Origin of the sequence: Streptomyces yunnanensis, assembly GCF_029011865.1 — a bacterium.
GTDB lineage: Bacteria > Actinomycetota > Actinomycetes > Streptomycetales > Streptomycetaceae > Streptomyces > Streptomyces yunnanensis.
On record NZ_CP095749.1, the window covers coordinates 3,682,552 to 3,696,290 of the forward strand.

10 protein-coding genes and 2 pseudogenes are annotated in these 13,739 nt (G+C 63.8%); 3 read left to right on the plus strand and 9 right to left on the minus strand.

Annotation, left to right across the window (positions count from 1 at the left end):
• Nucleotides 1-77 precede the first annotated feature (77 nt).
• The 3 genes from MOV08_RS15905 to MOV08_RS15915 all read right to left on the minus strand — a co-directional run bounded on the left by MOV08_RS15905 (nt 78) and on the right by MOV08_RS15915 (nt 2,694).
• Nucleotides 78-620, minus strand: coding sequence for a hypothetical protein (locus MOV08_RS15905; protein WP_275307814.1), 543 nt, complete (start codon nt 618-620; stop codon nt 78-80).
• Between the two features lie 171 nt (nt 621-791).
• Nucleotides 792-1,292: an ATP-binding protein gene (locus tag MOV08_RS15910; RefSeq protein WP_275307815.1), complete on the minus strand. Its 501-nt coding sequence runs from the start codon at nt 1,290-1,292 to the stop codon at nt 792-794.
• A gap of 442 nt (nt 1,293-1,734) precedes the next feature.
• Nucleotides 1,735-2,694 carry an NAD(P)/FAD-dependent oxidoreductase gene (locus MOV08_RS15915; RefSeq protein ID WP_275307816.1) on the minus strand — a complete coding sequence of 320 codons (960 nt, stop codon included), beginning with the start codon at nt 2,692-2,694 and terminating at the stop codon, nt 1,735-1,737.
• Between the two features lie 296 nt (nt 2,695-2,990).
• On the opposite strand from MOV08_RS15915, the gene MOV08_RS15920 reads away from it, so the two are divergent.
• Nucleotides 2,991-3,593: a hypothetical protein gene (locus tag MOV08_RS15920; protein ID WP_275307817.1), complete on the plus strand. Its 603-nt coding sequence runs from the start codon at nt 2,991-2,993 to the stop codon at nt 3,591-3,593.
• A 104-nt stretch (nt 3,594-3,697) separates the two neighbouring features.
• On the opposite strand, the pseudogene MOV08_RS15925 reads toward MOV08_RS15920, so the two are convergent.
• The 5 genes and pseudogenes from MOV08_RS15925 to MOV08_RS15945 all read right to left on the minus strand — a co-directional run.
• Nucleotides 3,698-4,336 (minus strand): annotated as a pseudogene (locus tag MOV08_RS15925) (transposase); the annotation flags it as partial.
• A gap of 253 nt (nt 4,337-4,589) precedes the next feature.
• A complete protein-coding gene (locus MOV08_RS15930; RefSeq protein WP_275307818.1) occupies nt 4,590-8,444 on the minus strand; it encodes an NACHT domain-containing protein in 3,855 nt (1,284 codons plus the stop codon).
• Nucleotides 8,445-8,742: 298 nt separating this feature from the next.
• Nucleotides 8,743-9,437, minus strand: a pseudogene (locus MOV08_RS15935) (transposase); the annotation flags it as partial.
• Nucleotides 9,438-9,670: 233 nt separating this feature from the next.
• The gene (locus MOV08_RS15940) at nt 9,671-10,192 is read right to left on the minus strand and encodes an NUDIX domain-containing protein (protein ID WP_275307819.1); all 522 of its coding nucleotides are present in this window, start codon (nt 10,190-10,192) and stop codon (nt 9,671-9,673) included.
• On the minus strand, nt 10,189-11,421 hold the full coding sequence (locus MOV08_RS15945) for an NsdA family TPR-like regulatory protein (RefSeq protein ID WP_275307820.1): 1,233 nt from the start codon (nt 11,419-11,421) through the stop codon (nt 10,189-10,191). The genes MOV08_RS15940 and MOV08_RS15945 overlap by 4 nt, the downstream gene beginning before the upstream one ends.
• A 278-nt stretch (nt 11,422-11,699) precedes the next feature.
• Here MOV08_RS15945 and MOV08_RS15950 point away from each other — a divergent pair, with 278 nt between their 5' ends.
• A complete protein-coding gene (locus MOV08_RS15950; RefSeq protein ID WP_275307821.1) occupies nt 11,700-11,960 on the plus strand; it encodes a hypothetical protein in 261 nt (86 codons plus the stop codon).
• The gene (locus MOV08_RS15955) at nt 11,957-12,175 is read left to right on the plus strand and encodes a hypothetical protein (protein WP_275307822.1); all 219 of its coding nucleotides are present in this window, start codon (nt 11,957-11,959) and stop codon (nt 12,173-12,175) included. Before MOV08_RS15950 ends, MOV08_RS15955 begins: the two co-directional genes overlap by 4 nt.
• 292 nt (nt 12,176-12,467) lie before the next feature.
• Here MOV08_RS15955 and ychF read toward each other — a convergent pair whose 3' ends face one another.
• The gene (gene ychF, locus MOV08_RS15960) at nt 12,468-13,556 is read right to left on the minus strand and encodes a redox-regulated ATPase YchF (protein ID WP_039633137.1); all 1,089 of its coding nucleotides are present in this window, start codon (nt 13,554-13,556) and stop codon (nt 12,468-12,470) included.
• Nucleotides 13,557-13,739: the final 183 nt, after the last annotated feature.

The window sequence follows — 13,739 nt, forward strand, 5'->3', positions numbered from 1 at the left end:
ACCCGGAGGAGCAATTGCCGTGGCGAGGAGAACCAGGAAGCCTCCGGCCCCGCAGCAGACCAAGACGCGGGCCCCGCTCAGCACGACCCGGTCTCGTGCATGTAGAAGTTCGAGACCTTCCATACTCCGTCAGCACGCCGCACTGTTGCGTCGGTCTTGAGGTGTCCTCCTGGAACGTTGTTCTTCAGTTCGCCGTTCTGCTTGTACAGCAGCCAATTCCTGTCGTCCACGCAATCCACCAGTACGACCTCCTGGCTGGAGGCGGACACCACATGGGGATCTACCCTGGGCGCCCCCTTGCTGACCACGCCCTCGTGCTTGGACTTCCTCAGCCCGTGCTTCATCAACTCCAGAGCGCCGCTGGTGGCGTGGTCCTCCAACAGCGGCGAGTCGGCATCGGACGTCAACGATGCACGGGTCAGGTCCCGCCACATGGCTCGATAGGCATCGAGCGCTTCGGTTTCCCCCGTAGCCGGTGCACGAGACGCCGTGACCCCACCCGTCCCCTTGGGCAATGGCCGAGCATCGGGCACATCCTCCGAGCAACCCGACGCCAGTAGCCCGGCGACCGCCACACTCACCCCTACAAGCAGCGCATTGGCTCGCCATCGCGTCTTCACGCCCCCGCCTCCTGATACCTGAGCCCGTCCCGACTCCCTCTCTCCTACTTGACGATGCGCTGATTTAACGCCCCTTTACCGAGGAAGATGGGGCGATTCGCTCGGACGAGCGATGGATACCAGCGGCCCACTCCCCCGTTCCTCGCAGTCAGCTCTGCGAAGGGGCAAGGACTACATGGACGACAACCGATTGCTGGGAGTGGCCGACAGGGCAAGCCAGGCTGTTTTCGTTCCCTTTCGGATTCGGAACCCCCATACACCGCAGGTCATTTCATTGACGATATGCAGGCCGCGCCCGCGCTCGGAGAGCAACGCGCACAGCGCTTTCACGCCACCTCCACGGTCTTCCTCTGCTGGGGAAAACGGTGGCTGCAGCGGAAAGGCTGGAATCGTTGGGATGCGGGGATCGTGGTCCTCCACTTCGCAGATGATCTCCGCAGGTGTCCAGCGAAGCCAAAGTTCATAGGGCCCCACCGCATGCTCGGTGGCATTGGCGACGAACTCGGATACGGCCAGTGCCGCATCATTGATCGTCTCTTCCTCGTAACCAAGCTGGTCGAGGGCGCATCGCAACGCGGCTCGGGCCTGTGCTGGCGCGTTGCGGGTGCGGCTCGTCCAGCGCCACACGACATACGTTGGAGCGCCGTGGGTGCGGTACGGGTACGGGATCATCGCCGCCCTCCCCGAGCCGCGTGGCGGCCACGCACGACGCGGCGGTGACGGCCCCGGCCGGGACGGACGCATTCACACACCTCAAAGAGTGCGAACGAGCCAGCTGCCTCACAAAGGGCAGCAACAGCACAGCACTGAAAAGAATTGGTGCCACGGCAGACAACTCCCTGTGATCGCGTTGGAACGCGACCACCACACCGTGGACTTGACGAAGAGTGGAATACCTACCGGACCAGTGCTTTTGAGAGTTCACACGGGAGGGTCCCCACTCAATAGGTGCTTGCGCCGAGCGGGGAACTGCGAGCACATGGTGCCTCTCGGAAGCACCGCAGCCACCACTGAGTCAGCGTCTCGGCGCGGCCAATTTCGCCGACGACTTGCGAAGTCGGAGAGAAGAGAGCCGTTTTCGCCCCACTACCGTTCCGTCAGACCGCCCACAACGTCACCGAAACTCCTCGGCGACCAGCCGTGCCGCCTCCCGTGCGCAGCCCCACGACCGGGTCACCCCGGCGCCGCCGTGCCCGTAGTTGTGGATCAGGCGGACGCCGTCTCCGCGGCGGGTGGACTCGACTCGTACCTCATGGCGCGTCGGGCGGACGCCGACCCGTTGGCTGATGACCCGAGCATCCGCCAACCTCGGCTCGATGGCCGCGCACCGCTCGACGATCTCTTTCGCAACGGCCGCGTCCTCCGTCAGGTCGCCGTCGCCGTCGATTGCGGTGCCCCCGAGAACGATCGGGTCACCGTGTGGATAGAAGCAAACGAGGTCGGGCGACAACCCGGTGTCCTCGGAGACGAAGTCGGTGATGCCTGGATTCTCAACGACCACGTGTTGTCCGCGGATGGGCCGCAGTGTGGTGTCCTCAGCCAGCGCGGCGGCGCCCAAGCCAGCGCAGTTCACGATGGCGGACGCGTCCACGAACTCGTCGAGCGAACGGACCTCACGTTGCTCGATCTCCCCGCCGAGATCACGGAACTGGCGAAGCAGATGGTCAAGGTAGACCGGCATGTCGATGAGCGGGACGGTGAAGCGGTGGCCCGAGACGAAATCGTCAGGGAGTTCGGAGGCGGCAGCTTGCCGGAAGTCGGGGAGCAGATCGCTCCAGCCCGGCGCCTCGGCGGGGTGCCGGGCAGCCTCCACGCCACTCGTCCAACGGACGCCTGCCGTGCCGGCCTCAGCCAGCGTCCGGAAGATGGCGAGGGACGTGAGGCTCCACTCCCGTACCTTCTCCCAGGGTTCGACGAGGTACGGCCCCCACATCGCGCCGGCCGCGAGTGACGTGCGTCCGGGGATCTCCTCGGCCACCAGTCGCACCGGCAGCCCGGCCTCCAGGAGCACGACTCCGGTGGTGAGTCCGGATACGCCTCCGCCGACCACGACGATCGTCTCGCTCGCTGTCATCGTCCGACCGTAGCTATTCGGGACCTTCCCGAGGTCAGCTGCTGTGAGATGCGCTCCTCAAAGCTGGGGAGGAAGTCTCGGACGTAGGGGTTCCGCTGCTTGCGGCGCAGCTCGGTCGCCAGCTCATTCAGCAATCCCGACGCCGCCCCGTTGTGCAAGCCCCGGGTAGCAGCAGCGATCCTCGCCCACGCCGGTACAGCGGTCGCAACCCATGCTCCGCTCAGAGTCCAACTCCGTTGTCAGTGGCTGCTGTCAGGATGAGCATCACTCGCCCCAGACCCTCGCCAGGAGACACTATGAGCACTCCCGGTCTTGGCCCGCTGACCATCGGACGCCGCAGCGGCAGCGAGCCGATAGGGACCCGAAGTGAAACGGTGGGGAGGCTCGGTGAGTTCTGGAGCTGGGCTTGCTCCGACCTGGCCAACAACACCATGCGCGGTGTCCTGGCCGAGTACCTCGTGGCCACGGCCCTCGGCGCCGCCACCGGCACCCGCACCGAATGGGACACCGTCGACATCCGAACGCCCGAGGAGTGGCGCGTCGAGGTGAAATCGGCGGCATACCTGCAGTCATGGGCACAGTCCCAGCTGTCGAAGATCTCCTTCTCCGTCGCCCCGGCCTCCGGCTGGGACGCCCAGACCGGCAAGACCTCGACCGACGTACTGCGCCGCTCGGACGTGTACGTGTTCTGCCTACTGCACCACCAGGACAAGCAGACCCTCGATCCCCTGGACCTCGACCAGTGGACCTTCTATGTCCTCCCCACCCGAGTCCTGGACGAACGGTGCCCGAGCCAGAAGACGATGAGGCTGTCCAGTCTGCAACGCCTCAGTCCGCTGGAGACCGACTTCGCCGGCCTGCAGAAGGCAGTCGCCACATGCGCCGAAGAGGCGTCCTAGCTGTTCTTTCCCGCGAGGCGATGAGGCCAGCCCGCGCGGCTCCGCCCCGAGATCTCCGGGGCAAGCAGCTCCAGCGCCTCCTCCCATCGGAACTGGTCCGCTCCGCCCCGGCCTTCGGTGATCCTCAACTGGGCCCCGGGATGGGGACGTTCCTTGCGGACGATCAGCCGCATCCCCTTCGGCCAGCCGTCGAGCAGGTGCCCGGTGAGCTCGGCGACCCAGGCCACGTCGCGGACCTCGCCGTCCGATTCGACGGTCGGTGCCGCGTCCTGCTTGTCCGAGTGAGCCAGGACCAGCACTCCGTCCAGGTCCACGGTCACCTGCCCGCGGCCATCCGGAGCCCGGTCACCGACCAATTCCCAGACACGTCGGCGGACTTCGGAACGTGCGGCGCGGATCGCCGTGAGCGCCTTCTCGCCCGAGGAGGCGAGGGCGTCGATCAAGCGGGAGACCGTCGGATCGGAGGCGGCCGGCCCGAACACGGCCGGCTCGGACCGCAGCAGGGCAACGTCGGCGAGGCAGTCCCCGCCGAGCGCGACCGCCAGCGCGAGGTCCACGAGTATCTTGCCGGGGTCGTGGACGGCCCGGGGCTTCCGCCATGGGGCCAGGGGAGCGGATACGGCCTGGTCAAGGCCACTCTTGCGGACGGTTTCGACCAGCAGGACCGAACCGGCCTGCGAGACCACGACCCGGCCGTCCCCCTGGGCGCGGACATGGGGATAGGAACCGGTAAGGTTCTTCACCTGGAAAGTGCCTCTGGATTCAGCGGGAACAAGGACCTAGACAATCCTCATTCTTGCTGGCCAGAGGCCCTCTCTATTTCTGTGATCGCCTGTCGGACGGCCCTTTTCATGAAAGCGCGAGGTTAAGTGCTATCAGGCAACACGAGGTCAAGTTCAGTAGCTCACGCCATTTGACGATCGTGGGTTCGTTTCCGCTCCCTCTGTTCCACCGTTCCTACTTCCTGTGGCAAATGGCGCTCTACCTCTGGGCGCCTCATCCAGACTCCAGAGCAGAATACTCAACCTTGGTGGGCACGCTCATTTGGTCTGCAACCAGCCGCTCAAAGGCTGACTCCAGAATCGCGGAATTCTGGATTTTGAGTTCATCCAGAAGCGTAAGAAGGAGCTTCTGCTGAAGCGGATTGTGAAACAACCCGATCAGCTCAACTACATGGTCTTCTGCGAAGACGCCTTCGAGGACCCCCTCCCGCAAGGTCTCCAATCTACGATTGTAGTCCGCTTCGTCCGCGGGCGGGGCGCACCAAGACAGCGCAAGGCAAACCGTGGCGCGGTGATGAATGTCGACTTCCGCATGCCCAGCAACCCGTCTCCATTCTTTGGCGATTTTATTCATCGCTGCCTTGGTGAGCTTCAACGAACGGGTCTTGCAGAGAATGGCTCCCAGCCCTGATCTGCGGAAATCTTTAGTCCATTCGCGAACCAGCACTCTCGAACCCCCGTGGGCAAGGATCCTCCTAGGCTTCTCGCGCTCGATGCTATCGATCCAATCCAAGAAATCTTCATCAACGGACCTGATGTTATGCACCCAGTCCAGATCGGCGCGGTCACTCTTATAGAGTGAGTACTCGGTCATTTGCCGAAGGTGACGCACCTCTGACGGTGTCCAGCCATCACGGTTGGACACGAATCCCGTGATAGCGGCCAGTACCAGTTCCGCAAGGAAAGCCCGGGATGTGTTCTCCGGGCAGCGTGCGAGCTCCTCACAGGTGGACGCGAGAAGGCGCTGCGAAACAGTATCTCTACGTCTCCGGTCCGCAAACCGAACTGCACTACAACCAATTGGAAAGAACGGCAGATCATCCCTAATGGACTGATGGAAACCGACTGTGGCCTGCTCCCACGAGATTGTGGGACCCCAGCTATCCTCGATAGCGCGCCATCGCTCGGGATCACCCACATATTGAGGGTCCGCAATCCTGTCAATTGAGATTTGATCATCTACCAAATCTTGGAGCACGGCGCCAATTGGCCACGGTAGTGCATAGCTAGATTGCCATGCACTCGATTCCGACTCGATACAAGCCGCCACTGCAGCACCGAGACTACCAGTCGAGGGATCCCGAGCAAAGTCCTGAACCTTTCGAATCCAATGGGTTTTCGGAACTTCCGTGAAGTCCGCACGAGCCCACCTCTCGTCTCCTGCGTAACCATCACTCGCAAATCCGAATTGCACAAATCCCGTAGCGAGCGACGTGACATAAGGCCCCTCCGTGCGCGCGCCATCAAATATGGCTACGACTTCGTTAAACCAATCAGGGTTCTTGACCGGGCTAAGGCGTGTGGATTGCCGACGCCTCCAGCCAAAATTACAGAGCCGTGAGATCTGACTGGATGGCACGTCCAAGAGGTCTCGCGCCGAAAGCTCCAGCAACGAGGTGTAGTTCATCTCGAAGCCAAGCTCAAGAAGCTTCCGCCTAGTCTCAACATCAGCCATTTCTCGGATGCGGTGTAGCCGTTGAGATGCCCAGGTGTCCCCCACTTCACACCGGGCACCCAGGAAGGTTAGAAGCGACTCCGTGACTTTCTGCTTTTCAAGCAGCCAAGTGTCCACACAATCGTGGGCCACGGGAACACCCGTCTCACTAAGGCAATTAGCTAGTTGTTCCAGAACAGGGTCCGCAGGTAGCGCAAGCAGCTTCATCGCTTGGTCGATTAGAACTGCTTCATGTTTCGGCGCCTTGACCATGCCGTCTGCGAGGATATCAACCGCAAGCCTAGACCCTAGGAGTAGTCGCCGATTTTGGGAGTGTGGCTGCGCCGAGAAGCTATTCAGCTCCGCTACAACTGCGCCCACAGCATCACGCAAATGCCGCCTTTCCGCAAAGATCTTACCAATCGAAAATAAGAGAACGTTTCGCCAGTGAGAGCTCGCCGAGATAGCTCCTAGTCGCTCTCGAATATTCTCATCACTACTGGACATCAAGGCATCAGCGGCCCAGAATTCCTGTAGGGATCTGATCTCGAAGCCGACTTCGTCAGCTCGAGATGGAACCAGAAATACGAGACGATCCGTGGCTGCACGAATAACGGAGTCTGTCAGGTTGTCAAGCCCAGCACCTCCATGCCCTTCGGTTTCAAGGCGCTGCCGTACCACCTTTTTGAATTCTGCTGTTCCGATTCGCGACTCCGTGTCTCCGGATCGCTCGCTTCTGATTTGCAGAAGCAGCCCAACGTCGGCGTGAATAGAATCAATGTCCGCCTTGTAATCCTGCAGCAGATTGGTCGACGGACCCTCTTTCTCTAGTTCCCTTTCATAGATAACGCGGTAGTAGTCACGAAATAGGGAGTAGCGATCCTTGGGGGCTTTTCCGATCCGATCCAAGAGGACAGCCATAATCGTGACCTGTAGCGGAGAGGACATCAGACGCGCTGTGGCCGCCTCATCCGCAGCCTGGCTGAGGCGTCGCATGAGGCGATCGGTTCGATCCGAGGCAGCACCGTGGCGCGCTACTGCGAGCTTCTCGGCATAGTGAAGCGCGCGGTCTTTATTCAGTGGCTTCAATTCGAAGTGGCGAAAGAAGGATGGAGAGAATTCCTCCGTATACCCTTGAGGGCGCGTGGTGGCAACGATTACGATGTCGGCTGACGCCTCCTCTACCTCCATCAAGAAGTCATTGATTGCTTGCATGACCTGGTCTCTATTGCTAGAGAGAGGAACCTCATCGAGGCCATCAAGCAACAGTAGCCACGGAAAGCTAGCCAGCCATTCCCTGAGATCTGCTGGCGAGATGGCGAAGTCAGCCGCGTCGGTAACACGCTGCGCCAGAAATTGAAGAATCGACTTAGAGCGCCCGTGTGCAAGGTCATCGGCAAGTTGTGTAAGCGGAATTTTGACCGGCCACCGATGGGCCTTTGGCGATAAATTCTCGCGCTCGGCATGGCTGTTGATGAGACGAACGGCCTTTGCGACATCTGCCGTCTTACCGATGACTGCCTCTGTGATCATTTTAGCTCTATATAGCTGGCACAGAAATTGACTTATGGTGCTTTTTCCCTGGCCTGGCCCCCCTACAAGCACATAACGACGTATGTTGGGTTTTTCGTGACTAAAGGTCGAACCGGAAGCTTTTCGGTCGCATTTCAAGATGAGAGTCTCTAGCGTGTTCATTGGCTGATCTGGCGAGTGCTGCCCGTGATGCCCCATGGGCAGATCGATGAAAACGTCAGCCAAGGAGATCTGGACATCATCAGCTGAGCCAGCTTGATCAAGGTTGACATGGAGATCTCGCAGGAGTTCACGGGCAAGATATCTCTGGAACGCCCTGGCTGTTGCCTGCCTCCTGACAGACAGGTGCGAGTAGAGCTCTGCGAGAACATCGCCGGGCAAGATCCAGGCAGCGTAACTCGTGCGAACTCCTGCGTGGACTTCAAGCAGTCGATGAATGGACTCGGCGTGCCAGACGTGCCACCCCTTCAAACCAAGAGCCTTGCATTGGGCATCGAGTTCTTTTGAAACCCGGTCTATCCCGCCCGCTCGCGGAACAGCCGAGAGGCTTACGTTTGTTGCGAAAACGATGTATTCAGGACGCGGCTTGCGTTTGGGTGACGTCGCCCATGCATTCATCTCTGAGTGAATTTGCTTGATGAGCCAAGTCGCATCCCTTTGCGGCGTAGAGAGCGTTTCGCAATACTTCGCCTGAATTACGCCGTATCCGTTCCAGGATGGTCCATTCTCTCCGAATGAAACCTCACCCCGGAACGTTGCCTCTCGCCCACCATCTGGCCCCGCCCCGAAAACGGTCAGTGCCGATCCGAGCTCGGCTACGGCGAGAGCCTGGCTCAGGTTCTCGAACTCCCTTGGTCCAAGGGTCGTAAGATCGAACTTCATGGCTTGCAGTATGGCGAATCAGGAGTCTCTCCGATGGGCACTTCGCCAACAAGTCACGCTTAACCTCGATCTTGCATGATGGCCTGCCGACTCTGTCGGCAGGCCATTTCGCGTTGTGTGGCTGATGTTGGGCATGTCGGGGGCCCGGATGTCGCGTCGGGTGGGCGCCGGGTTCCACTGCTCCGGATTGTGTGGTGCTGTCGTCCGGACAGGGGATCTGCTGGTCAGCCTGGGTTCGGTAGTTGAGTGAGCCGGTCGAGACCGGCCGTGATGACGTGGGTCCAGGGCCAGGGATTACGACGGAATACGACAGCCACCGCCCCGCCGGGCGAGCCAGGCGACGAACTCGTGGGTGCCGCCGCTGGAGTCCGTGCGGATCAGGGTCCGGCGTCCGCGCCGGTGGTGCTTGGGGAGTTGGGCCAGGGCAAGGCGGGCTGCGGTGATGTAGTCGGCGGCCGTGTTCGATCCGGCGTTGCCTGGCCGCAGGATGGCCGCAACCGGCTCCCCGGTCCCACCCGGGCCGTGATCGACGAAGCCCATCAGCGGGTGGTGGCCGTAAGTCTTCTTCCAGGTCGGGGCCGCGTCTTGTTCGTCCGAATGCGTGACGACGAGGACACCGTCCAGGTCCACCGTCACCTCACCTCCTGCATTCGGAGCACGATCGCCGGCTAACGTCCAGCGGACTTCAGACCGTGCCCGGCGGATAGCATCCAGTGCCTCCTCGCCCGAGGCGGCGAGGGTGTCGATAAGGCGGGAGACGGTCGGATCGGACGCCACCGGGCCGAAGACGGCCGGCTCGGCCCGCAGCATGCCGATGTCCGCAAGGCAGTCCCCGCCGAGCGCGACCGCCCGGGCAAGGTCGAGGAGGACCTTGCCCGGGTCGTGGACGGCCCGCGGCTTGCCCCACGGTGCCAGTGCCGCCGATATCGCCGCATCCAGGCCGGTCTTGCGGACCGTCTCCACCAACAGCACGGCCCCGGCCTGGGAGACCACCGCACGACCGTCGCCCCAATGCGGGCAAGCGGGTACAACCCACCTTCACCTGGGAAGTGCTTCTTTCCTCGCAGCCAACGGGACCCCCAGCAAGTCCTATCGTTGCAGGTCAGAAGCAGTTTCTGCGTTTGTGATCAACCCTCGGACAGGCCACCTCGTGAAAGCGCGAGTTAGCCCGGCACCGCATGGCGGTATGGAGCATGCGGTCCGGCAGGAACATCTGGATGGGGCAGTCATGCGGCGGGTGTGCCGTCCCGGAGGTACAGCGGCCTTCCCGTGCCGAGTGCCAGCAGCGAGGCCTCGAAACGGTGCCGGATACGGTCGCCGAGCCGGCTGTCGGCTTCCTCGGCTGTGAAGAAGGCTGCCTCGGACAACTCATAGTCGGTGGGGTGCAGCCCGTCGGCTTGGTCCTGGGTCAGGGTTCCACCGTCGAAGACGAAGGCTATTTGGTCGTCCCACGGTCCGTGCGGGGCGACCCAGTCCACCACCAGCAGTCCGTGGAGCACGACCGTGAACCCCAGTTCTTCGGCCAGTTCGCGGCCCACCGCGTCTTCGGGCGGTTCGTTTGCCTCGGCCATGCCACCGGGGAGGTCCCAGCCGGGCTTGTAGGTGGGGTTCACCAGGAGCACGCGCCCCGCCGGATCGCGTAGCAGCACGTCGGCGGCGACGCGTTTGCGGGCTTGTTTGGCGTTGCCCTCAGCCAGGTAGGCGTTCCAGGCTTCTACGTCAGCGGGATTGGGTGCGATGGGCCTCATAAGGGGGTGCCTCCCGGTGTTGGCGGGATGATGTCGGCCAGGAGCAGCATTCTGGCCCGGCGCGCATCGTCGAAGCGCACGAGGTACTCACGCACCGGCCCGTATGCCCTGTGCGGCTCCAGCAGCCGGCGAAGCTCGTCGAGCTGCTGCACCACCCGGATGGAACCCAGGGTGGGGCTCGTGCTGAGCAGGTCATGGCCGACGCTCACCGCGGCGTCCACGTCGCACCGGCGGACGTGGATGTCCGCCAGAGTGATCCGGCTCAACGCCAGCGACCGTTCCCGGCCCGACTCCCGTAGCGCGACGGCCTGTTCGGCATACGTCAGAGCGTCGTCGAGCTGGTCCAAGTCGCGAAGGATCAGCGCCGATTCGCTCGCCAGCGCGGCGGTGTCGAACGGGCTCAGCCACGGGTGATCGGTGTCGGCCGCCTCTTCGAGGTCACGTTGGGCGGCGTCGAGGGCGTGGGCGGCCGGAATGCGTTGCGCGGCGGTGGCCAGGGCACGCGCCTGCATCGTGTGCAGTCGCGCCGTCAGTGCGGGAACACGCGGTCCCTGTGTGGCGAGGTCGAGCCCGGTCCGGGCCCAGGCGGCGGCCCGGGCGGCGTCCCCGGCCTGGAGGGCCAGATGGCTGCTGCTCGCGGCAACGTTCGCGGCCAGCGGGAGGTTACCGGAGACGCGGGCCAGGGGAAGCGCGCGGGCGAAGTGACGCGCGGCGCGGTCGTCGTGGCCGGAGTCGTGGGCCATCCACCCGGCCATCTCGGTCAGCGCCGCTGCCACAGCGAAAACCTGCGGCCCACTGTCGGTGTCAACGAGTCGAGGAGCCACCCGATCACTGAGATGCCGCACGACCGCGCCGTACAGACGCCCGCCGCCGGTCTGCCGATCGGCGGTTCGGAAATGCTCCATCGCAACCAGGTCATCACCGTCCGGTGGCGGACTGTCGGCCCGCTGGTGTTCCGCGGTCGCTGGCGCGGGCTCCCACGACCGGCGTGCCAGCCCAAGCAGATGACCAGGGATGCGGAAGGCGTCCGCGATCTGCTCGAACAGACTGAGCTTCTCTACCCGGCTCTTGCCGTTCATGTAGTCGTAGAGCCGCCCTTGGGTGATGTCGGCGGCTGCGGCGATCCGCCGCGTGCTGACACCGCGACTGTTGAGCATGCGGAACACGGCACCCATGTCCCGATCGGTGCAGGCACGCAGCAGCCGGTCATCCCCCAGCAGACCGGCCATGACCTCACCTGGGTCCGGTGACGGAAGACCCATCTGCAGCTCCCCCGAGTAGCGAGTGAACCGATGCTAAGGCTAACGGCCTTGGCCTGACTCCGTGTTGGAGTCACCTTCTGGAGTCTCCCCACAGCTCTTCCAGCGCGTTGACTAACCATCAGCCGTCCCGGGAGCGCACCTGTGGGTGCACCACCGACGGCAGGGCGTACCGCTGTTTTCTCCCCCTGAGGCGAGTGGGCGGCCGGCACCCACCCCCAATCCACCGCGAGCGAACCGAGACTGCAATGACCCCACACAGCACCGTTCAGGACCAGCAGAGCGTCGTCACCTACCCGCCGGGCACCGTCGTCTACGACGTCGTCGCCGGGGCCGTTGGCAGAGTGGCCGATCCGAAGGCATACCCGCGCGGGTGCTTGGACTGCGTCTGCGTTCTGGTGGTGCCGCTCGCAGGTTGCGGACCTGCGTGGCAGGCCGAGCCGGGCGCGCTGCGCCGTGCCGCTGACGAGGAGATCGAAGCTGCGGTCGCCGCGGTGGCGGCACCGTGAGCAGCGCGCCTCCCGAGGTCGGCGATCTCGTCGTCGCGATCGTGACCGGCAAGCAGTGGGTGTGCACGGATATCGCGGGCGCCAAGACCCGCAGGCCGGTATGGCTGCTGCGCCCGCGGTACGGCGCTGCCGGCAGGGAACAGTTGCGCGTTGAGCGGGACGACCTCGTGTCGTATGCGGTGGCCGCCCGCCGCGGTGAGTGGATCCAGCCTTGAGGGGCCGCGTCGGGCGCCCATAGCCAACGACGCCAGCGCACCCCCGCCCCAGCCCCGTCCGCAACGAAATCCACAGCTAGACGCGCCCGGATCTGGCCAGTCGAGCCATCAACCACATCCAGCCCAGATCCAGCACCGGTACGAATGACCACGCATGACGACAGCTGACGAACCGTCAGGAAATCCAGCACGGATCCAGCACCGGGCACGACAACGGGGCCGACCCCGGATGGGACCGACCCCGCCTGACCTGCGCATTTGCCAGATCGCTACATCAACGCTAGGGCGCCGCTCAGACGTTGAAGCGGAACTCCACCACATCCCCGTCCTGCATGATGTATTCCTTGCCCTCCATGCGGGCCTTGCCGGCGGAGCGGGCTTCGGCGACGGAGCCGGTCTCGACCAGGTCGGCGAAGGAGACGACCTCGGCCTTGATGAAGCCCTTCTGGAAGTCGGTGTGGATGACTCCGGCGGCCTCGGGGGCGGTGGCGCCCTTCTTGATCGTCCAGGCGCGGCTCTCCTTGGGGCCGGCGGTCAGGTACGTCTGCAGACCCAGGGTGTCGAAGCCGACGCGGGCGAGGGTGGCCAGGCCGGGCTCCTCCTGGCCGACGGACTGCAGGAGCTCCAGGGCCTCCTCGTCGTCCAGCTCGGCGAGGTCGGCCTCCAGCTTGGCGTTGAGGAAGATCGCCTCGGCGGGGGCGACCAGGGCCCGCTGCTCGTTCTTGAAGTCCTCGTCGGTGAGCTCTTCCTCGTCGACGTTGAAGACGTAGAGGAAGGGCTTGGTGGTGAGGAGGTGCAGGTCGTGCAGCAGCTCGGTCTTCTCCGTGCCCTGGACGTAGCCGGCGGCGAAGAGGGTACGGCCCTCCTCCAGGATGGCCTTGACCTCCTCGACGGCCTTGACCTTGGGGGCCACGTCCTTCTTGATCCGCGACTCCTTCTGGAGGCGCGGCAGCACCTTCTCGATGGTCTGGAGGTCGGCGAGGATCAGCTCGGTGTTGATGGTCTCGATGTCGTTCTTGGGCGAGACCTTGCCGTCGACGTGGACGACGTTCTCGTCCTTGAAGGCGCGGATGACCTGGCAGATCGCGTCGGACTCGCGGATGTTGGCGAGGAACTTGTTGCCCAGGCCCTCGCCCTCGGAGGCGCCCCGGACGATGCCGGCGATGTCGACGAAGTCGACGGTGGCGGGCAGCATCCGCGCGGAGCCGAAGATCTCGGCGAGCTTGGTGAGGCGGGCGTCGGGGACGCCGACCACGCCGACGTTCGGCTCGATGGTGGCGAACGGGTAGTTGGCCGCCAGCACGTCGTTCTTGGTCAGGGCGTTGAACAGGGTCGACTTGCCGACATTGGGCAGACCGACGATTCCGATCGTGAGCGACACGGTGGCGACTTCCCGGAGCTGGAGGTGGGCGAAGGGCGGGCCGCTTCCCGGATCCGGCCGGTGGGACCGGGCCTGGCCGAGGAGGGCCGATCCACCAGTCTACTGGGCGGGCCCCGCCGGGCCGGGCGGACCGCACGCGGCGCCGGGGAGGGCGCCCGCCGCGCCACGTGCCCCGGTGGCGTG

What these genes read in the sequence shown, in the direction of transcription:
- MOV08_RS15910 (WP_275307815.1), bottom strand. Translation starts at nt 1,292, where the DNA reads ATGATCCCGTACCCGTACCGCACCCACGGCGCTCCAACGTATGTCGTG.
- MOV08_RS15915 (WP_275307816.1), bottom strand. Translation starts at nt 2,694, where the DNA reads ATGACAGCGAGCGAGACGATCGTCGTGGTCGGCGGAGGCGTATCCGGA.
- MOV08_RS15920 (WP_275307817.1), top strand. Translation starts at nt 2,991, where the DNA reads ATGAGCACTCCCGGTCTTGGCCCGCTGACCATCGGACGCCGCAGCGGC.
- MOV08_RS15930 (WP_275307818.1), bottom strand. Translation starts at nt 8,444, where the DNA reads ATGAAGTTCGATCTTACGACCCTTGGACCAAGGGAGTTCGAGAACCTG.
- MOV08_RS15940 (WP_275307819.1), bottom strand. Translation starts at nt 10,192, where the DNA reads ATGAGGCCCATCGCACCCAATCCCGCTGACGTAGAAGCCTGGAACGCC.
- MOV08_RS15945 (WP_275307820.1), bottom strand. Translation starts at nt 11,421, where the DNA reads ATGGCCGGTCTGCTGGGGGATGACCGGCTGCTGCGTGCCTGCACCGAT.
- MOV08_RS15950 (WP_275307821.1), top strand. Translation starts at nt 11,700, where the DNA reads ATGACCCCACACAGCACCGTTCAGGACCAGCAGAGCGTCGTCACCTAC.